Annotated in this window: 23 protein-coding genes; 19 read left to right on the plus strand and 4 right to left on the minus strand. The window is 63.9% G+C overall.

All coding sequences use genetic code 11. The features are described 5' to 3' along the window. The 4 genes from EOC94_RS21925 to EOC94_RS21940 form a co-directional block, all read left to right on the plus strand. Nucleotides 1-247 (plus strand): hypothetical protein (locus tag EOC94_RS21925; protein WP_127293552.1); only part of this gene is annotated, 247 nt, incomplete at its 5' end. Then, nucleotides 232-429: a hypothetical protein gene (locus EOC94_RS21930; RefSeq protein WP_126105781.1), complete on the plus strand. Its 198-nt coding sequence runs from the start codon at nucleotides 232-234 to the stop codon at nucleotides 427-429. The genes EOC94_RS21925 and EOC94_RS21930, both read left to right, overlap by 16 nt. Further along, entirely contained in the window at nucleotides 426-752 is a 327-nt protein-coding gene (locus tag EOC94_RS21935; RefSeq protein WP_245329720.1) for a hypothetical protein, read from the plus strand. The genes EOC94_RS21930 and EOC94_RS21935 overlap by 4 nt, the downstream gene beginning before the upstream one ends. A 120-nt stretch (nucleotides 753-872) precedes the next feature. Then, nucleotides 873-1,166: a hypothetical protein gene (locus tag EOC94_RS21940; protein WP_095482670.1), complete on the plus strand. Its 294-nt coding sequence runs from the start codon at nucleotides 873-875 to the stop codon at nucleotides 1,164-1,166. Nucleotides 1,167-1,222: 56 nt separating this feature from the next. Here EOC94_RS21940 and EOC94_RS34155 read toward each other — a convergent pair whose 3' ends face one another. Continuing rightward, entirely contained in the window at nucleotides 1,223-1,369 is a 147-nt protein-coding gene (locus tag EOC94_RS34155) for a hypothetical protein (RefSeq protein ID WP_164547166.1), read from the minus strand. 264 nt (nucleotides 1,370-1,633) lie between these two features. Here EOC94_RS34155 and EOC94_RS21945 point away from each other — a divergent pair, with 264 nt between their 5' ends. From EOC94_RS21945 to EOC94_RS21960, 4 genes are all read left to right on the plus strand, one after another. After that, the gene (locus tag EOC94_RS21945; protein WP_095482668.1) at nucleotides 1,634-1,948 is read left to right on the plus strand and encodes a hypothetical protein; all 315 of its coding nucleotides are present in this window, start codon (nucleotides 1,634-1,636) and stop codon (nucleotides 1,946-1,948) included. A 324-nt stretch (nucleotides 1,949-2,272) separates the two neighbouring features. After that, a complete protein-coding gene (locus tag EOC94_RS21950; protein ID WP_095482667.1) occupies nucleotides 2,273-2,578 on the plus strand; it encodes a DUF1236 domain-containing protein in 306 nt (101 codons plus the stop codon). A 100-nt stretch (nucleotides 2,579-2,678) separates the two neighbouring features. Beyond that, nucleotides 2,679-2,885, plus strand: a complete 207-nt coding sequence (locus EOC94_RS21955; RefSeq protein ID WP_095482666.1) for a hypothetical protein — start codon at nucleotides 2,679-2,681, stop codon at nucleotides 2,883-2,885. Between the two features lie 80 nt (nucleotides 2,886-2,965). After that, nucleotides 2,966-3,226 carry a DUF2934 domain-containing protein gene (locus tag EOC94_RS21960; protein WP_127293416.1) on the plus strand — a complete coding sequence of 87 codons (261 nt, stop codon included), beginning with the start codon at nucleotides 2,966-2,968 and terminating at the stop codon, nucleotides 3,224-3,226. A gap of 80 nt (nucleotides 3,227-3,306) precedes the next feature. Here EOC94_RS21960 and EOC94_RS21965 read toward each other — a convergent pair whose 3' ends face one another. Next, the gene (locus tag EOC94_RS21965) at nucleotides 3,307-3,780 is read right to left on the minus strand and encodes a hypothetical protein (protein ID WP_245465626.1); all 474 of its coding nucleotides are present in this window, start codon (nucleotides 3,778-3,780) and stop codon (nucleotides 3,307-3,309) included. Between the two features lie 106 nt (nucleotides 3,781-3,886). On the opposite strand from EOC94_RS21965, the gene EOC94_RS21970 reads away from it, so the two are divergent. The 9 genes from EOC94_RS21970 to EOC94_RS22010 all read left to right on the plus strand — a co-directional run bounded on the left by EOC94_RS21970 (nucleotide 3,887) and on the right by EOC94_RS22010 (nucleotide 12,230). Continuing rightward, a complete protein-coding gene (locus tag EOC94_RS21970) occupies nucleotides 3,887-4,612 on the plus strand; it encodes a GntR family transcriptional regulator (RefSeq protein WP_095482664.1) in 726 nt (241 codons plus the stop codon). A gap of 2 nt (nucleotides 4,613-4,614) precedes the next feature. After that, entirely contained in the window at nucleotides 4,615-5,649 is a 1,035-nt protein-coding gene (locus EOC94_RS21975) for an ADP-ribosylglycohydrolase family protein (protein ID WP_164547167.1), read from the plus strand. Further along, nucleotides 5,646-6,614, plus strand: a complete 969-nt coding sequence (locus tag EOC94_RS21980) for a PfkB family carbohydrate kinase (protein WP_126107421.1) — start codon at nucleotides 5,646-5,648, stop codon at nucleotides 6,612-6,614. The genes EOC94_RS21975 and EOC94_RS21980 overlap by 4 nt, the downstream gene beginning before the upstream one ends. 55 nt (nucleotides 6,615-6,669) lie before the next feature. After that, entirely contained in the window at nucleotides 6,670-7,731 is a 1,062-nt protein-coding gene (locus EOC94_RS21985) for an ABC transporter substrate-binding protein (RefSeq protein WP_127206687.1), read from the plus strand. Between the two features lie 27 nt (nucleotides 7,732-7,758). After that, nucleotides 7,759-8,628: an ABC transporter permease gene (locus tag EOC94_RS21990; protein ID WP_127206686.1), complete on the plus strand. Its 870-nt coding sequence runs from the start codon at nucleotides 7,759-7,761 to the stop codon at nucleotides 8,626-8,628. Then, complete coding sequence (locus tag EOC94_RS21995) at nucleotides 8,628-9,416, plus strand: ABC transporter permease (protein ID WP_095482660.1); 789 nt, start codon at nucleotides 8,628-8,630, stop codon at nucleotides 9,414-9,416. Before EOC94_RS21990 ends, EOC94_RS21995 begins: the two co-directional genes overlap by 1 nt. Then, on the plus strand, nucleotides 9,416-10,480 hold the full coding sequence (locus tag EOC94_RS22000) for an ABC transporter ATP-binding protein (RefSeq protein WP_127293418.1): 1,065 nt from the start codon (nucleotides 9,416-9,418) through the stop codon (nucleotides 10,478-10,480). Before EOC94_RS21995 ends, EOC94_RS22000 begins: the two co-directional genes overlap by 1 nt. Nucleotides 10,481-10,546: 66 nt before the next feature. Continuing rightward, nucleotides 10,547-11,800: an aconitase X gene (locus EOC94_RS22005; RefSeq protein WP_127293420.1), complete on the plus strand. Its 1,254-nt coding sequence runs from the start codon at nucleotides 10,547-10,549 to the stop codon at nucleotides 11,798-11,800. Next, on the plus strand, nucleotides 11,793-12,230 hold the full coding sequence (locus tag EOC94_RS22010) for a DUF126 domain-containing protein (RefSeq protein ID WP_127205015.1): 438 nt from the start codon (nucleotides 11,793-11,795) through the stop codon (nucleotides 12,228-12,230). Before EOC94_RS22005 ends, EOC94_RS22010 begins: the two co-directional genes overlap by 8 nt. On the opposite strand, the gene EOC94_RS22015 is transcribed toward EOC94_RS22010, so the two are convergent. Continuing rightward, a complete protein-coding gene (locus EOC94_RS22015; RefSeq protein WP_127293422.1) occupies nucleotides 12,227-13,312 on the minus strand; it encodes a siderophore-interacting protein in 1,086 nt (361 codons plus the stop codon). The two genes, EOC94_RS22010 and EOC94_RS22015, sit on opposite strands and share 4 nt — an antisense overlap. Nucleotides 13,313-13,314: 2 nt before the next feature. After that, nucleotides 13,315-15,444 (minus strand): TonB-dependent hemoglobin/transferrin/lactoferrin family receptor, encoded by a 2,130-nt coding sequence (locus EOC94_RS22020; RefSeq protein ID WP_127293424.1) that lies wholly within the window; start codon nucleotides 15,442-15,444, stop codon nucleotides 13,315-13,317. Between the two features lie 183 nt (nucleotides 15,445-15,627). Between EOC94_RS22020 and EOC94_RS22025 the strand changes: the two genes are divergently transcribed. Together EOC94_RS22025 and EOC94_RS22030 are read left to right on the plus strand one after the other, a co-directional pair. Further along, the gene (locus EOC94_RS22025; protein WP_127293426.1) at nucleotides 15,628-16,578 is read left to right on the plus strand and encodes an ABC transporter substrate-binding protein; all 951 of its coding nucleotides are present in this window, start codon (nucleotides 15,628-15,630) and stop codon (nucleotides 16,576-16,578) included. Nucleotides 16,579-16,866: 288 nt separating this feature from the next. Continuing rightward, complete coding sequence (locus EOC94_RS22030; RefSeq protein WP_127205019.1) at nucleotides 16,867-17,454, plus strand: thioredoxin family protein; 588 nt, start codon at nucleotides 16,867-16,869, stop codon at nucleotides 17,452-17,454. Nucleotides 17,455-17,491: the final 37 nt, after the last annotated feature.

Consider the following 17,491-nt stretch of genomic DNA (forward strand, 5'->3'; position numbering starts at 1 on the left):
GAGCGCGCTCGCCGGCAACAACGCGATCATGGCGATCTTCGCCGCGCTGGTCGGCGGCGTCGGGCTCTATGTCGCCGGAGGCGTCAGCCAGGCCAAGAAGGATGCGGCCAGGCGAGTGGCGGAAGAGCTCGCCGCCGCGCAGGATCGCCTCGAAATGGGCCGCGAGGCGACCGATGCCGAACGCGCGGCGCGCGACCTGCCGGACGAAGCGGCACGGCGGGAGGCGATGCGATGGGCAAAGCACTGATCCTCTGCCTGTTGCTCGCCGGATGCACAACGCCGGTTTCGCCGGCGCGTCAGGTCTGGTGCGAACACAACCAGCAGCGCCGTCCGTCGGTGGCGGTCGTCGCAGCCATGACGCGACCCGAGCTCGACGAGGTGAATGCCTACAACGGGAAGGGCGCCAGATGGTGCGGGTGGAAGCCATGATACAGGAGCTTCTCGATGCTCTCGGCATCAAGGCGCCGGTGGTGGTCGCCGGCCTTTCCGGCGGCATCTTGCGAGCCTTGTCACGCCACCGCTACAAGGTTCGCGAGATGGTGGCGTCGCCGATCTGCGGCGCGCTGGCGGCGGCCTACCTGACATTGCCAGTGGTGCACTACTTCCGCGCCACCGGCCTGCCGATTCCGTCGCCTGACGACGACACCACGACGCTGGCCGCGGCGTTCCTCATCGGCGTCTCGGCGATGTGGATCTCGGACATCGTCTTCGAGGTGGTGGTGAGGCGGTTCAAGCCGGGGAAGGAGGAGTGATTGCGCCTGTCTTATTGCGCCGCGGTAAACAGTCTCCCGCGGGAGATACCGCTCGGGGTGAAGATTGCGGAACCACGGGCGAAGGTGCGCGTTAGGCACGACCCTTGTGAGGATGTACCCATGCCAGCTCGCCCAATCGTCTCGACAGCCGCAGCGATCCTGCTCGCCGCCACAAGCATGGCTTACGCCCGGCCGGATGCGCGCACCATGACATGCGAACAGACGCAACTTCTGATCCAGAGCCGGCGTGCAGTCGTCCTGACCACCGGCCGCAACACCTATGATCGATATGTCCGCCAATTCGGCAATGAATGCGACTGGCCCGAAGTGCCTGTCACCTCCTATATCCGGACGCGTGACGGTCAATGTCGTGTCCATCGATGCGAGGAACCGGTCTTCGATTTCCCGGACTGAGAAGCAGCCGGCGCTCGATCCAAGGTTTTTCGTGTGAAGCCGCGGGACCGGATGCCCTAGAAGCCGAAGAATTGCCGGCCGACCAGATACCCCAGCGCGACGACCGCCAGGGGAAACAAGGCCGGCGCCAGCCGGCTGAGCACGGAGTTCCTTGCCGGTTCCTTTGGGGCGTTCCTGACGGCGTTTCCGAGGTTCTTGGTCATGATCTCGCTATAGTAGCAATCGCTGATTAACGATTCCTCAACATGCCGCGCCCGCCCCGGAAACGGGGCGGTTTTTTTGCGTCTTCAACGGATGTCATCCGCATTGCCGCTCAAAACTATCGTGTCGGTCGAATAGCACGGAGCTCATGAATTTGCGGGCGTTTCCTGAACCAGCATGGGGCTGGGCGCGTTGCCGCATGCGGGAACCAATCGCCGCCCACTGCTTTGGCTAGGAGATGGTCCTTCGCAGGAAAGGAGTTCGATATGAAACCTTTCGCACTCTTGCCGAGCATGTTGATGCTGGGCGCACTGGCGTTGGCGGCGCCGGTTGCCGCCCAGACGGATAACCAGACACCCGACCAGGCGCCCGCCGGCCCTTGCCAGGCCGAACCGCAGAACGGTCAGCAGCAGAAGCCGCCGGCCATCAACAACAGCCTGACTGAGATGCTTGATCCCTGCAACGGCGTGCTGCAGCCGCCGCCGACGGGCGATCAGGGCATGGCCGCACCGCCGCCGGACGAAGGCAGGACGCCGGTGATCAAGCCCGGCGAGGTGCCGGCGCAGCCGCCGAAACAATAGGCCGCGCTCGCCGTCTCGCGGCGGTTCGCAGGCTTTTTCGCTTGCGGCCCGGAACATTAGTTCTTGCTAATTGTTCTTGTCGAAGCAGTCGATATCACCCCCCTCCGGTATCGCTGCTGATCGGGAGATCCGATCGGCCCGCGTGCCTGCGGACAGGAACGCGGGCCACTGCGATTTCTCGCAGCAACGCATCAAGGCTGCGCCAATGCGGCGATCGATTAGCGGCCGCTCACGGAACAAGAAGGTTGCGTGGGCGTTTTGCAATCTGGGCTTGCCGTTCCTGACTGTGGAAGGCGGAGTCCGCAAACCAGACAGGAGAAGACGATGAAAATCCACCTTGTTCCTGCCGCCGCCGGGCTGGTTCTGCTCGCCGGTGTCGGCGTGGCCACCGCAGACCAGGTGATTATCACGCCCGAGCAGCAGACGGTCGTCCGCGAATACGTGCAGAGGCACCCGCTGGCGTCGATCAGCCTTCTGGGAGTGGAGCTCAATGTCGGTTCCACCTTGCCCGACACGGTTGAGCTTCATCCGATCGACGTTCCCGACATGGAATACAGATACGTGGTCGTCGACGATCGCACCGTGCTGGTCGATCCCGGCACCCGCAGGATCGTGCAGGTCATCGACTGACCTTCACCCGCCGCTCTCTCGGGAAGACGCAAGAGGGAGCGGCGGCTCGCCGGCAGGCAGCCGGCTGTTGATCGTCTTGTCGCGGGAAGGAGCCATTTCCATGTTGCCGCATGTCGAGTCTTCCAATGTCAATGTGGCCGCATCTGTCGACAAATTGCTTGCTGAACGGGGCACTGCCCTGTTGTCGATGAAGGAGTTGATTGCAGCGGTGCGTGAGCGAACTGGAACGGAGCGCTCGGACGCGGATCTGGCGGGGCTGATCACCAAGAAGGCAGCACTCCTCGGTGTCGCGGTTCTATCCGACTAGGGCTGAAGCCGCTCAAGACGCCGATCGAAATTTCAGCTAAAACAGTTGTCGCTCACGGATTCGAGCCGATGGAGGCAACAGTGACGGACGACAGGCAAGAACGCATTCGTCAGCGGGCCCACGCGATCTGGGAACAAGCCGGCCGGCCCGACGGTGCGCATCAGCAGCACTGGGACCAGGCCACAGCCGAGATGGACGGTGAGGACAGCAAGCCGAAAGCGAAGGCGGCTCGGCCGAAGGGACCGGCGGCCGCCAAGCCCAAGGATAGCACGGCCAAGGATAGCAAGCCCAAGGGCACTAAGCCAAAGGCTGCCCGGCCGCGCAAGGCTTCAGCGAGCTAGAACATATAGCGCTTCGGCCGCGAGACGAAGCTCTGTCCGTGCCGCGGCCGAAAAGCGTGAGTTCCCGAAATCGATCTCGGTTACTTGCCGCAGTGATTGTCGTTGACGGTCGGTGAAACCGTGCCGGGAGCCTTGTTCGTTGCATCGGGCATCGCGCCCTGCGGGCCTATAGGGCAGTTCTGATCGGCATTGGAATTCAAGCCATCAGGGCCCGCAATAATGCTACCAGTAATCCCGGGATCGACAGTATCCGGTTCGGCCAGGTTCGGATCAATCGGGGCCGGGTCGGTGACGACGCTTCTGTCGCTGCCGGTACCCATGTCAGCGTCTGGGTCGCTGGCATTCTGGGCCATCGCAGAGGTCGCCAGACCAGCGGCGAGTAAGGACGCTGCGAGAATTTTCGTAAGCATAGCTTGTCTCCATTTGTCTCCATTTTTTCGATTGTCGCCGCATTTGCGACTATGGAAAAAACCGCTCGGGGGTGGTGAAGGTTCCCATAAAATTCCGGCCTGCGACGAACCGTTCGTGATCAGCAGGGCGATCTTGCCCGGCATGGAGGACGCCAGGGAACTCAACAAGCGTGCCGGCCATGAGCCGTTGACATGACGGCCACGTCACAGTATTGAACAGGACTATACAGGTCCACTGAACAGGTATTCCATGGCGCGTCGCACGGCTCTGTCATCTCCCGGAACGGGCAAGCCCGAACGGATCGCCACCGTCCTCGAGCACGAGATCCGCTCCGGCGTGCTCGGTTTCGGCGACCGCCTGCAGAGCGAGAACGAACTCGTCCAGCGCTTCTCCGTCAGCCGCAACACCATCCGCAAAGGTCTTGAGGAGTTGTCGAGCCGTGGGCTGATCACCACCAAGGTCGGCATCGGCTCGTTCGTCACCTTCGACGGCATGCCGGTCGACGACGCCGTTGGCTGGTCGCGCGCGCTGGCCAATGCCGGCGCCAATGCCGAGACGCGCACGCTCAGGCTCGAAGTCATGCAGGATGCCGAGCTCGCCGCCAGGCTGGGCGTCGAAAGCCCGTTCTTCATCGCCGTCGACCGGGTGCGCTCCAACGCCGATGACGGCCACGCCATCTCGATCGAGCGCAGCCGCCTGCCGCTGTCACCCGAACTGGAGGACGTGCCGTTGCGCGGCCTGCGCGAGGGCTCGCTGCACCAGACACTGCGCGGGGCGGGGCTTGTCCCCGACCATGGCGAGGAATGGGTCGATATCGAGATGCTGAGCGCCGAGGACGCGGCCATTCTCGACTGCGCGCCCGGCGCGCCGTTCCTGCGCACGCGGCGGTTGACGCGCGCCGCCGATGGCCGCGCCATCGAATATGTCACCAGCCTGCTCAATCCGGCGCATTTCGCCCTTCACCTGGAGTTCTGAGCATGGACGCCGCCGAGGCGATCGACCGAGCGATGGGGGCGCTTATCGGCGGTGCGCTGGGCGATGCGCTCGGCATGCCGACGCAGCTGCTGTCGCCGGCCCGCATCGCCGAGCTCTACGGCAATGTCGAGGATTTCGTTGCGCCCGTCGTCGACCATCCGGTATCGAAAGGCTTGGTCGCCGGCACTGTCACCGACGACACCGAACAGGCGCTGCTGCTCGGCCGTATCCTGGTTGTTTCAGGCGATAGCTTCGACCATACGCGCTGGGTCAACGCACTGCTCGACTGGGAGCGCGACGTGAAGGCGCGCGGCAGCTACGATCTGCTCGGACCTTCGACCAAGCGCGCCATCGATGCCATCAATGACGGCGTGCCGGCTGAGGAGGCCGGAAGCGGCGGTGACACCAATGGCGCGGCCATGCGCATCGCGCCGGTCGGCATCATGATGCCAGCCGAGCCGCTCGACGCGCTGGTCGCCAAGGTCGCCGAAACCTGCCGCGCCACGCACAACACCTCGATCGCCATCGCCTCGGCCGCTGCCGTCGCCGCCGCTGTCAGTTGCGGCGTTGCCGGCGGCGGCTGGCGCGCAGCTTCGGACCGAGCTATCGCGGCGGCTAGGCGCGGCGCAGTGCTCGGACACTGGGTCACCGGCGGTGATATTGCCGCACGCATCGACTGGGGGAGGGACCTCGTCCGCGGCAAGGCTGTCGCTGACGGAATCCGGCTGATCGTCGATCTGGTCGGCACCGGCGTCGCCAGCCAGGAATCGGTTCCTGCGGCCTTCGCGGTGCTGGAAATCGCCGGCGGCGATCCCTGGCAGGCGGCCGTCATCAGCGCCAATCTCGGCGGCGACACCGACACGATCGGGGCCATCGCCGCCGGCATGGCGGGCGCCTGCGCCGGTTTTTCCCGATTGCCACAGGAAAACATCGCCCGGCTGAAAGGCCTCGATATTGCTCAGGTGCGCGCTCTTGCCGCCGACTTGGTCGCTATGCGGATGGCGAAAAGCAGCTCCGGCAAGGATGCGGCGGCATGAGCGGCCGTCTCCTCCATGTCGGCAGCGCGGTGGTGGACTATGTCTACCGCATCGACGCCTTGCCGGCGCCCGGCACCGAAAAGACCGCATCGAGCTATGCCCAGGTCGCCGGCGGCGGCTTCAACATGATGGTCGCGGCCAGCCGCACCGGGATGAAGGTCGCCTTCGGCGGCCAGCTCGGCAGCGGGCCGAATGGCGATTTCCTGCGGGCCGCCTTCGCCGCCGAAGACATCGCAACGCTGACGCCACCATCGCCAGTGATGGATAGCGGCAATTGCGTCGCCATGATCAGCGGCGACGCCGAGCGCACCTTCGTGTCGTGGCCTGGCGCCGAGAGCATGCTCAATCTCGACATGATGGCGTCTGTCCGGGTTGCGCCGGGGGACTGGGTGTTCGCCTCCGGCTACACGCTGAGCTATCCCGGCAGCCGCGATGCGCTGGCCGACTGGATCGAGGCGCTGCCGGCGGAAATTCCCTTCGTCTTCGATCCGACGCCGGTCATATCAGACATTCCGCGCGCCATTCTCGATCGGGTGCTTGCGCGCACGAGCTGGCTGAGCTGCAACACCGCCGAAGCGGTCCAGATCGCCGGTGCCGGCGATGTCGAGGCCATTGCCGCCGGGCTTCTTTCTAATCATTGCCCGAGCGCCGACGGGGTCATCATCCGCGCCGGGGCAAAAGGCTGCTTCGTGCGGCTGGCAGACGGTAGCAGGCAGGCCGTGCCCAGCTTCAAGGTCGCCGCCGTCGACACCAATGGCGCCGGCGACACGCATATCGGCGCCTTCGTCAGCGCACTGTCGCGCGGCGTGCCGCCCTTCGAGGCGGCAAGTTACGCCAATGCGGCGGCGGCGCTCTCGGTCACCCGCCATGGCGGGTCGTCCGCGCCGACCGACCAGGAGATCCAGACATTCCTCAGCCATGACGATCGAATGACGACCGTGCACGGCCGGGAGCAAGAGGCCTGACAGCCTAAAGACGTAACAAGCCCCGCCAACCGGGCAAACAATGAGAGGAACGAACATGCGCATGCCCAAACTGACTGCTTTCCTGACGGCGACTGCCGTCGTCACCTCCGTATACACGCTGGCCGCCACTGCCGCCGAAGTGCATGTGCTCAACTGGAAGGGCTACGGGGCCGATGAGCCCTGGGCCATCGCGGCCTTCGAGAAGGCGACCGGCAACAAGGTCGTCAACGACTTCTTCAATTCCGAACAGGAAATGCTGACCAAGCTCAGGACCAATCCCGGCCTCTACGACGTCGTCATGATCAACGCCGCCTTCAACGACCAGGCCATGGCGGAAAAACTGATCCAGCCGATCGATGTTTCGAAGATCCCCAACTATGCCGACATCAGCCCGGACAAGGCAGGCTCGCCCATGCTCGCCCGCGACGGCAAGGTCTATGGCGTGCCATGGGTGTGGGGCTTGACCGCGCTCGCCATCAACGAAAAGGCCTTCGAGACGCCGCCGACCAGCATTACCGAAATGTGGAACGAGGCCCATAAGGGTCGCGTGGTCATTCGCGACGACGCTGTCGAAGCGGTCCAATTCGGCGCCATCGCCACCGGCCAGAACATCAACGACATCAAGGACATGGAAGCGGTCAAGGCGAAGCTGACCTCGCTGATGCCGCAGATCAAGACATTCTGGAGTTCTGAGAACGACTGGAACCAGATGGTCGCCTCCAACCAAATCGACATCGGCACCTATTGGAGCGGCTCGGCCGACCGCGCCAAGACGCATTTCAAGCTGCCGGTCGCGTTGGTCATCCCGCAGGAAGGCGCCGTCGCCTGGCTCGACGCCTTTTCCATTCCAGTCGGCTCCAAGAACGTCGCCGGCGCCGAGGCCTTCATCAACTACATGATCGATCCGTCCTTCTATGTCGAATGGGTCACCAAGGTCGGCGCGCCGGTCTCGGCCAATACCAAGGCGGTCGCAGCCCTTCCGGAAGATGCTTTCAACCGCAAGGTGATGGGGGATCCCGATGTGGCCAAGCGCATCCAGTTCCAGGCGCCGATCACCGATGCGCAGCGCGAAGCCTATCTGGCGCTATGGCAGGAACTGAAGGTGAATGTGAAGTAGCGGCCGGCTTTTCGGGGAGGAGGGCATATGGCTGGACAGGTCGCGAGCGGTTCGAGGGGCGGATTGCGATCGGCTTTGCCCCTGCTCCTGCCTGCCTATCTCTGGCTGACGGTGGCGATTTTCCTGCCGCTGTCGGCCATGGTCTTCTTTTCCTTCATGACCGAGCTGCCGCTGTCGGGCAAGGCGTGGGCGTTCACGCTGGAGAACTACACCACCTTCTTCTCGCAAGGGCTCTACTGGACGCTGCTGCTGGCCTCGCTCCGGCTCGGGCTCGAGGTGACGCTGTGGTGCGTCTTCATCGGCTATCCCGCGGCCTATGTGCTGGCCAAGGTGCTGAAGGGACGCAGCCGCGAGGCGATCTTCCTGCTTGTCATCCTGCCGTTCTGGTCGAACGGGCTGGTGCGCATCTTCTCATGGGCGATGGTGCTGCGCGAAGGCGGCATTCTCGACACCGCGCTCAACGCCGTGCTGCCGTTCAAGATCAACATCGACCTGATGTATTCCTATCCGGCCGTCATCATCGGCCTGGTGCACTCCTACGTGCCCTACATGGTGCTGACCTGTTACCTCACGCTGCAGGCCATCGATGACTCGCTGATCGAGGCAGGGCGCTCGCTCGGCGCCTCGCGGCTGCAAATGCTGAGACGGGTGATCATCCCGCTGTCCATGCCGGGGCTGGTCGCCGGAGCGGCGCTGATCTTCGTGCCCGTCGTCGGCTCGTTCATGGAGCCGCGTATCCTAGGCGGGCGCACCGGCACCTTCTACGGCACGGTCATCGAGGACCAGTTCGTTGCCGTCTTCAACTGGCCGCTGGGTGCAGCACTCTCCTTCATCCTGTTGGCCGTCGTGCTGGTCATCCTGGCATTGGCGTCGCCGGTGCTGCGGAGGGCTGCGTGATGGCAACGACCCGTATCCTGGAATGGCTCGGCCGGCTCTACATCTGGGTGCTGCTCGCCTTCCTCTACCTCCCGATCATCATCATGGCGCTGATGTCGTTCAACGTCTCGCCCTTCTATCAACTGCCGTTCGAATGGACGAAAGAGTGGTACGCCTCGTTGTGGCAGAATGATCAGTTGATCTCGGCCACCTGGAACAGCCTCGAAATTGCGATCATCACCACCATCATCTGCGTCGTGCTCGGCTCGGCGGCGTCGCTAGCGCTTTTCCGCTACGAATTTCGCGGCAAGAAATTCCTGCAAGCGCTGCTGTTTCCGCCGATCGCCATTCCGTGGCTGATCACCGGCACGGCGATGCTGATCTTCTTCTTCGGCGTTGGTATCGGGCGAGGTCTGTTTGCAATCCTGCTCGGCCATGTGGCGCTGGCGCTGCCCTATGTGATCGTCGTCGTCTCGGCCCGGCTGCAGACGTTTGCGCCGGAACTCGAAGAGGCGGCGCGGTCGCTCGGCGCCAACCAATGGCAGGTAACTTCGCGCGTGACGCTGCCGTGGATCATGCCGGGGGTCATCGCCGGCGGGCTGTTCGCCTTCGCCGTGTCGTTCGACCAGTTCGTGGTGTCCTATTTCCTGTCGACGCCGGGCCAGACGACGCTGCCGGTCGAAATCTACGCCGCGATCCGCAAGGGTTTCACGCCCGAGATCAACGCGGTCTCGACGATCATCATCGTCGTCTCGATGGCGCTGATGCTGCTCACGGCACGGTTCTTCAAATTCGGCGGAGAAAAATAATGGCCGGCGTGCAGGTATCGAATTTGTCGCGCAGTTTCGGCGCGCACAAGGCGCTGGATGACGTCTCCATCGACTTCGCCGACGGCGGCTTCTATGCGCTGCTCGGGCCGTCGGGCAGCGGCAAGACCACGCTCTTGCGCCAGATCGCCGGCTTCGATTTTCCCGACTCCGGCCGCATCGCCATTGGCGGCGAGAGCGTCGAGCGGGTGCCGGTCGAGAAGCGGCGCATCGGCATGGTGTTCCAGAACTATGCGCTGTTTCCCAATATGAGCGTTGCCGACAATGTCGCCTTCGGCCTGTCGGTGCGTGGCGAGGCCAAGGCTATTATCGCCAGCGAGGTGCAGCGCGCGCTCGACCTGGTGCAGCTCGGCAAGCTCGGTGGCCGCCGGCCGCATCAGCTGTCCGGCGGCCAGCGCCAGCGGGTCGCGCTGGCCCGCGCCATCGTCACCAAGCCGCGTGTGCTTTTGCTCGACGAGCCGCTCGGCGCGCTCGACAAGGCGCTGCGGGTCGATATGCAGATAGAACTGAAGCGTATCCAGCGCGAGATCGGCATCACCACCATCTTCGTCACCCACGACCAGGAAGAAGCGCTGACGATGAGCGACCGCATCGGTATCCTGCGCGACGGCCGGCTGGTGCAGGAGGGGCCGCCGGAGGAGATCTACGACAGCCCGAAGAGCGAGTTCGCCGCCACCTTCCTCGGCGATGCCAATATCTTGCGCGGCGACAGCACCGGAACCGGTATCCGCTTGGTCGATGGCACCGCGATTGCCGCCGGGGCAGGCGCGACGCTTGCCGCCGGCGCCAAAGCTAGCTGCGCGGTGCGGCCCGAACGCATCCGCATTGCCACCGATTCCGGAACGTCTGATCCGAACGCCAATGTGCTCCGTGGCCAAATCTCCAAGCGCATCTTCGCCGGCAACAACAGCACCTATTTTGTCGATCGCGACGGGCAAACGCTCAAGGTCATCGTGCAGAACACAGGCATTGAAAGGTTGGCGGAAGGACAAGAGGTGGTGCTGCGCTGGTCGCCGGAGAGTACGGTGCTGATCGCCGCGAACTGATCTTGCCAGGCGGACCGCAATCAGTGAGAGCATGGTCGGGCACAATGCGGAAAAGCGAAATACCTGATGATGCTTGAGCTGAATGCGGGCGACCAGTCGATGCTGCAGGGCGAGCAGGGCCCGGCCGTGGCCGCCGCGATGAAGATCCTAGTCGCCTTTTCGAAGGCGGTCGGTGCGCGCGAGCTGTTAGACATTGCCGGTGCTCATATCGATGGCTGCCTGTATCACGGCCAGGCCAGCCTCGATTTCGTCGAAAGGCTGATCGAGGGCGGCGGCCACGTTCGGGTCCCGACGACGCTGAATGTCGGCTCGTTCGACCTCATCCATCCCGGACTGGTGAAGATGCCGCTGTCGCAAGAGGCGCCGGCACGCCGGCTGATGAAGGCGCATCTGGAGCTCGGCTGCCAGGCGACCTTCACCTGCGCGCCCTATCAGACGCGGTTCCGGCCAAGCTTTGGCGAGCAGATCGCCTGGGGTGAGTCCAACGCCATCGTCTTTGCCAATTCGGTAATCGGAGCGCGGACCAACCGCTATGGCGATTTCATCGATTTGTGCTGCGCGATGACCGGGCGCGCGCCGGCTTGGGGACTGCATCTGAGCGAAAACCGACGTGGCCGGGTTCTGTTCGAGTTGATCGGTTCTGACCTGGAACCGAGCGACAGCCTGTTCGTCGCCGTCGGGCTGATCATCGGGCAAGCGAGTGGCGATCGCATCCCGGTGATCTCGGGCCTGCCAAAACCACGCGATGAGGACCAGCTGAAGGCGCTAGGCGCAGCCGCCGCAACGACGGGCGCCGTGGCGCTGTTCCATGCGGCTGGCATCACGCCGGAAGCGAACACGCTCGAAGAAGCCCTTCATGGCCTGGCGCCGGAGGAGACGATCCGGATTTCTCGCGCCCACATCGACCAAGCGCTGGCCAAGCTGTCGAGCGTCCCCGACGGCGCGCCTTTGGCAGCCGTGTCTCTGGGCACGCCGCATTTCTCGCACGACGAATGGATGCGGCTATTGCCATTGTTGCGAAAGGTGGCGCCGGGCAGAGGCATTCCGATCTACGTCAACACCGGGCGCGCGACGTTGACGCGTTTGCACGATGAGGGGGCGCTGGACGGCACGGAGGCGTTCGGGCTTATTCCAGTCGCCGATACTTGCACCTATGTCACCGCGATCATCAAGCGGCTGGATGGCGTGGTGATGACCAATTCCGGCAAATGGGCGCATTACGCGCCCGGAAATATCGGCGTCTCAGTCGCCTTTGCTGAGATGGCGGATTGCATTCGTTCCGCCGCGGCCGGCCATGTCATACGGGTACGCAATGAGTGAACAGGAAAGTCGAGCCCTGAACAGGTTTGGCACCTTCCAGCTTGCCGGCGAAGCGCGAGGCTCGGCGCTGGTTCTGTCGCAAGCGCTCAGCTTCTGGGGCGGGATCGATGTCGAAACAGGCGAGATCATAGACCATTCGCATTCGGACCTGGGCGGCAACATCGCCGGCAAAATCCTCGTGATGCCGAGCGGGCGCGGCTCGTCGTCTTCGTCTTCGGTCCTGGCCGAGGCGATCCGCAGAGGCACGGCGCCGGCCGGCATCATCCTGGAGCGGCCGGACCCGATCCTTCCCGTCGGCGCCATTATCGCCGAATTCCTCTACGACATCAGCATGCCGCTGGTCGTCTGCGACATATCAGGCATTGTCTCCGGCGATAGGATCGCCATCGGCATCGGCGAGGATGCCCAGGCGATCGTCAACCTGACTTAGCCGGCCATCAGCCCGGCAGCACCGCGCCGCCAATAGGCTGCGGCCAAAGTCTGGTCGCGGCCGAACCCGAGCGTGTCGCGCCAGTATTCGCGAACGATTTTCGCCGCCGCCGCTTCCGCCGCGAACCAGCCGAATGCCGAATCGTGTTGTGGCCACGCCACCGCGCAGACGGCGTCAGCCAGCCGTCTGTCTTCGCCGGCTGGCACGCCATTTCTGGCCAGCCAATGCAGCTCGATGCCGGTGGCGTTGTCGATCTCCTGTCGCTCGCCATCGTCGGCGATCTCAACGAAAGCCACGCCCTTGGTCTCGGCGGGCAGCGTCTCCAACAGCCGCGCCAGCGCCGGCAGGCCGGTTTCGTCGGCACCCAGCACATACCATGATGCTGGCCGCACCGGACGGCCTACCGGCCCCATGATGCCGACCTTCATGCCGGGTGCCGCTTGCATGGCCCATGCGGCACCGACGCTTTCGCCCGGATGGATCAGGAAATCGACATCGATGACGTCTTTGGCCACGTCGAGCGCACGGATCGTGTAAACGCGCGCCACCGGGCGCCTGTCGTCCGAAGGCCAGACCGGCAGACCATTGCCGCCGAGCATGGGCCAGAGCGGATCCGGCACCTCCCTGGTCGGGAACAGCATGCGGATATGCATGCCGCCGAATTTCGCGAAACGTTCCAGATCCTCGCCCGCAAAGCGGATGCGACGCATATGCGGGGTGAGGTCGCCAACTTGGGTGACGACCATCTCGCGGAACTGGGCGAGGCGGGTTTCCCCGGCGAGATCGCCGGTCCAGACGATCTCGGGATTCTCATCCTTGGCATAGACCTCGACCGCGGTGGCCAAAAGGTCCTTGAGCCGGGCCAGGCCGTCGCGGTCGGCTGCATTGGCCCGCATCACCAGTCGCTCCATGTCGAAGGAAGCGCCGCCGAAGGCGAAGCGAAAGTCGAGGCGCTGCCCCTCTTGCGAGGCATCGGCATCGAAGCTCTGCAGCCTTTCGGCGATGCGGTCGATGTAAAGCGGCAGGTTGCGTAGGTTCAAACGCGCTTCGCAGACCAGTCCGCTTGCCGATGCTTCGCTCACTCTCAACCTCCGATCCTGCCGGTCAGCGCCACCTTGAAAGTGCGGCCCTTGCCCTGTTCCGTCGCCGCCGACGTCGACCATGCGCTTTGCGGGTCGGTGTAGGCGGTGTCAAAGACGTTATCGACAGCGAAATCGAGCTTGGCGTGGTCGTTGATCCGCCAGTTGGCAAAGACGTTGACCAGATCGAAGCCGTCATCGACGACTGTCGGCTCGTTCGGCTGGGTGCGGTTGGTGCGCGTGATCTTGCCGACGCTGAGATATTGCGCGCCGACGGTGAGCTGGTCTTCGAGGATCCTGAAGCCGAGTGTTGCCGAGAAGCGGTCGAGCGGCGTGTTGCTCAGCGCCTGGCCGGAGTAAACGCCGCTGACGACCTTGGCGTCGATGAGGGCGCCGGCAAGGTTCACGAAACCCCAGCCATAGTCATAGACCGCCTCAGCCTCGATGCCTTTCAGCCGCGCGTCGCCGATATTGATCGCCGTGCGCGTTACGTCGGGGCGCAGGTCGACTTCGATGTAATCCTCGACATCGGTGTGGAAGACGTTGACCTTGGCACGAAACAGGTCGCCAGCGGCCAGTATGTCGTCATATTTCAAATTGACGCCGGCTTCCCAGTTCCTCGCCGTTTCGGGCTGAAGAAGCAAATTGGGCACGTAGGTGTCGCCAGAGCCGTGCGCACCGCCGCCGCGATAGACGTCCTGCAGGCCCGGTGCCCGGTAGCCTTCGGAATAGGTGCCGTAGAGCTGGAAGCCTTCGAGCGGCGTGACGCCTACGGTGAGGCGCGGCGACCAGCGGTCGCCCGACATCGAGGCTTCCTCCGGCGGCACGGTCTTTGTCTCACCGTCGAGCTGGTAGCCGTCATAGCGCATGGCGGCGATGAGCTGCAGCCAGTTATCATAGTCGCCCTGCCATTGCAGGAAGCCGCCATAGCCCTGTTGTTCGCCGGCGCCGAAATGCGCGGCCTCCGATGATGCTTCCAGATAGTAGTAGTCGAGCCCGTAGGTGAGCGTGTGGGCCATCTTCCAGGCGTCGAAACGCGAGGAGTTCTTCACGTTGAAGCCCGTCGTGGCGACGTCATAGTAGCGGAAGTTTCCGATCGCGGAAGTCGGCCAGACCTGTGTCTGCTCGGCGCGCGTGCGGTTGTGGTAGGCATTGGCACTGAAGTCGATCAGCTCGTTGTCGTCCGGCTTCCAGGTGTAGGCGGCCGTGTAGGTCTGATTGGTTGTGTCGGTGTCGTAACGGCTGAGCGTCGGCGAGGTCGAGCCGCTCGATCCGGTGATCTGGTCGCTGTAGCGCTGCAGGATGGTGCCAAGCTTCAGCTCGTGACCGTCGGCCGGCCGCAGCGTTGCCTTCATATAGCCACTGGTGATGCGCTCGCCGGTCCACGGCACAGTGTCGCCATTGCCGTCGGTGTAGCTGTCGCGGTCGCGATAGATGAGATTGCCGATGATGTCGGCGTCGTCGCTGAAGCGGTAGGCACCGGTGGTGCTGGTGGTGAAGCCGTCGCCATTGCTCTCATAACCGAGCTTCTCGCTCAGCGCCCAGCGTTCCTCCTGCTTGAGGAAATCGCCGGCATCCTTGGTTTCGAAGGAGACGACGCCGCCGATGCCGCCCGAGCCATAGGCATTCGAGACCGGGCCGCGAATGACTGTCGCATCCTTGATCAATTCGGGCTCGACATAGAACGAGCCCGAGCCGTGGCCGACGCGCCAGTAGTCCTGGCGGGCGCCGTCGAGCGTCACCACCACGCGGCCATACTGCTGCAGTCCGCGAATGTTTATGGCGGTCGCCGGATCGTCGCCGTTCATCGAGGCGGCAACGCCGGGGGTGGTGCGAAAGATGTCGGCGGCGGTGTCAGGCTGGATGCGCTCGAGCTCTTCCTGATCGACGGCACTGATTGCTGCCATCGAGTCGATGACAGCCGTCTTGATCATCGTCGCCGAAATGGTGATCAGGTCGAGCACGGTTGGCTCGTTCGCTTCAGTCTGTTGGGGGACCTTGACCGGCCTGTCGGCCTTGGCGGCGGCGCCTTGCTTCTGCTCCTCCTGCGCGGCGGCGGGCGGCGCGACACACAGGCCGAGCGCGAAGGCGAGCGCGGTGCTCGCCATCAAGGTCTTGTTGCTTGTCAGTCTCATAGCGATGCCGCCCCCGGGAAAAGCAAGATTGCTGGCGGCGGCCGTCGGCCCTGGCTGGCATGATGGAGAAGCCTCGACCGGCGGTCGGGCAGGGCTACTTATTGAAACATGATGACATTAGTCAACTTTAATTTTATAGGCCACGACCATCTTCCAGGATTCTTAAACACAGGAGCGAATGGCATGGTCGGCAGTGATAGCGGGTGCGGACAAGTGCGCTGGTTTCGATCGAGCAATATGGCGGTGCTGCTGCTGGCGCTTTCTGTTCTTGCGCCGTCTTGCGGGTTCAAAGCGCTGGCCGCCGAGACGGTCGTCGATGCATCAGGGCGGACAGTCGCGACCGGTCCGGCAACCAGGATCCTGACGCTCGGTTCCGACGTTACCGAAATCGTCGATGCGCTGGGCGCCGGCGAGCGGATCATCGCCGTCGATCGTGGCAGCAAATATCCCGCTGCCGTCGCGCAAAAGCCCAATGTCGGCTATCGGCGTCAGTTGTCCGTCGAAGGCTTGGTCGCGCTTCGCCCCGATCTGATCCTGGCGGCGCAGGACAGCGGGCCGCCGGAGGCGATCGAGGTGCTGAAGTCGCTGGCGATCCCCGTCGTCTTCGTGCCGGAAGACAACAGTCCACAAGGCATCGAGCGCAAGATTACCCTGATCGCCGCAGCGCTTCGCCTTGAGGACAAGGGCAGGGAGGTTTCAAGGCGCGTGCTCGATGCCTTCCGGGCAGCCGCCGATCTCACCGCAAAAATACCGGCCGAGCGCCGCAAGAAGGTGGTGTTCTTCCACGGCCTCGTGCGGCTCAGCGCGGCCGGCGCCGGCACGGCGGCCGATGCGATCATCCGTTATGCCGGCGGCATCAATCCGATGGCTGTCGTGAAGGGCTACAAGCCGGCGTCGGAGGAGAAGCTGATCGAAATGGCGCCCGATGTCATCCTGATGATGAGCGACGGCAAGGGCGGGCCGACCGCCGAGCAGGTGTTCGGCACACGCGCGCTGAGCGCCACGCCGGCGGCGAAGACAAAGGCGCTGATCGTGCTGGACGGCGCCTACATGATCGGTTTCGGCCCACGCACCGCCGACGCGATCCGCGACCTGGCGCAGGCGCTGTATCCAGAGGTCGCGGACGCAGACTAAGGCCAATATCGGCAGGCCCGCTTTGCCCCTGTGCGAGACGGCCATTTAACGCGAAATGTGGAGGCGCCGGCCGTCGTGGTCGGACGCCGGTCCGGAGCGCCGTTTTCTCCAGGACGCTTGCGGGCCGAACAAAGTTGCAGGTCCGGAACAAACATTGGGATGATATTCCATCCCGCCAGCTTGACCGCGAACGGCATCTCCAGCCTATAATTCTACTAAATTCATAGACTAACTGCGAACGGCATGGGCGTTCGCGGCTGGACTGCGAGACACAAAGGGAGCGCATCGATGCCGAAGACAGAATCCAATCCTATCGACCTTGGTACGAAGGCTGCCGATTTCCTGCTGCCGGACGCGCAAGGCGTGCTTCACAGGTTGGCCGATTTCGACGCCAAGCCGGCGCTGCTCGTTGCCTTCATCTCCAACCGCTGCCCGTTCGTCGTGCTGATCCGCGAGGCTCTCGCGGCGTTCGCCAACGACTATGCCGGCAAGGGCCTGCAGGTGGTGGCGATCAACGCCAACGACCATGAGGCGCATCCCGAGGAGGCGCTGGCCCGGATCGGCGAGGAGGCCGACAAATTCGGCTATGGCTTCCCCTATCTCAAGGACGCTTCACAGCAGACGGCGAAAGCCTATGGAGCGGCTTGCACGCCCGATTTCTTCCTGTTCGGCGCCGATCGGCGGCTCGCCTATCACGGCCAGTTCGACGAAGCGCGGCCGGGCAACGGCAAGCCGGTGACGGGTGCCGATCTGCGCGCCGCGGTCGACACGGTGCTGAAGGGCGAAACGCCGGCCGCTGAGCAGGTGCCGTCGATCGGCTGCAATATCAAATGGAGCGCCGGCAACGAGCCGGTGTGGTTCTCCAGGGCGGCCTGACCGAACCTGCCGCCCTCGGCCGGCCACCAATTCCCCT

This window comes from Mesorhizobium sp. M6A.T.Ce.TU.016.01.1.1 (assembly GCF_003997065.1).
Taxonomy (GTDB): domain Bacteria; phylum Pseudomonadota; class Alphaproteobacteria; order Rhizobiales; family Rhizobiaceae; genus Mesorhizobium; species Mesorhizobium mediterraneum.

Bases quoted from the DNA above. Each gene is read 5' to 3' on its own strand.
- EOC94_RS21930 (WP_126105781.1), top strand. From the start codon at position 232: ATGGGCAAAGCACTGATCCTCTGCCTGTTGCTCGCCGGATGCACAACG.
- EOC94_RS21935 (WP_245329720.1), top strand. From the start codon at position 426: ATGATACAGGAGCTTCTCGATGCTCTCGGCATCAAGGCGCCGGTGGTG.
- EOC94_RS21940 (WP_095482670.1), top strand. From the start codon at position 873: ATGCCAGCTCGCCCAATCGTCTCGACAGCCGCAGCGATCCTGCTCGCC.
- EOC94_RS34155 (WP_164547166.1), bottom strand. From the start codon at position 1,369: ATGACCAAGAACCTCGGAAACGCCGTCAGGAACGCCCCAAAGGAACCG.
- EOC94_RS21945 (WP_095482668.1), top strand. From the start codon at position 1,634: ATGAAACCTTTCGCACTCTTGCCGAGCATGTTGATGCTGGGCGCACTG.
- EOC94_RS21950 (WP_095482667.1), top strand. From the start codon at position 2,273: ATGAAAATCCACCTTGTTCCTGCCGCCGCCGGGCTGGTTCTGCTCGCC.
- EOC94_RS21955 (WP_095482666.1), top strand. From the start codon at position 2,679: ATGTTGCCGCATGTCGAGTCTTCCAATGTCAATGTGGCCGCATCTGTC.
- EOC94_RS21965 (WP_245465626.1), bottom strand. From the start codon at position 3,780: ATGCCGGGCAAGATCGCCCTGCTGATCACGAACGGTTCGTCGCAGGCC.
- EOC94_RS21970 (WP_095482664.1), top strand. From the start codon at position 3,887: ATGGCGCGTCGCACGGCTCTGTCATCTCCCGGAACGGGCAAGCCCGAA.
- EOC94_RS21975 (WP_164547167.1), top strand. From the start codon at position 4,615: ATGGACGCCGCCGAGGCGATCGACCGAGCGATGGGGGCGCTTATCGGC.
- EOC94_RS21980 (WP_126107421.1), top strand. From the start codon at position 5,646: ATGAGCGGCCGTCTCCTCCATGTCGGCAGCGCGGTGGTGGACTATGTC.
- EOC94_RS21985 (WP_127206687.1), top strand. From the start codon at position 6,670: ATGCGCATGCCCAAACTGACTGCTTTCCTGACGGCGACTGCCGTCGTC.
- EOC94_RS21990 (WP_127206686.1), top strand. From the start codon at position 7,759: ATGGCTGGACAGGTCGCGAGCGGTTCGAGGGGCGGATTGCGATCGGCT.
- EOC94_RS21995 (WP_095482660.1), top strand. From the start codon at position 8,628: ATGGCAACGACCCGTATCCTGGAATGGCTCGGCCGGCTCTACATCTGG.
- EOC94_RS22000 (WP_127293418.1), top strand. From the start codon at position 9,416: ATGGCCGGCGTGCAGGTATCGAATTTGTCGCGCAGTTTCGGCGCGCAC.
- EOC94_RS22005 (WP_127293420.1), top strand. From the start codon at position 10,547: ATGATGCTTGAGCTGAATGCGGGCGACCAGTCGATGCTGCAGGGCGAG.
- EOC94_RS22010 (WP_127205015.1), top strand. From the start codon at position 11,793: ATGAGTGAACAGGAAAGTCGAGCCCTGAACAGGTTTGGCACCTTCCAG.
- EOC94_RS22020 (WP_127293424.1), bottom strand. From the start codon at position 15,444: ATGAGACTGACAAGCAACAAGACCTTGATGGCGAGCACCGCGCTCGCC.
- EOC94_RS22025 (WP_127293426.1), top strand. From the start codon at position 15,628: ATGGTCGGCAGTGATAGCGGGTGCGGACAAGTGCGCTGGTTTCGATCG.
- EOC94_RS22030 (WP_127205019.1), top strand. From the start codon at position 16,867: ATGCCGAAGACAGAATCCAATCCTATCGACCTTGGTACGAAGGCTGCC.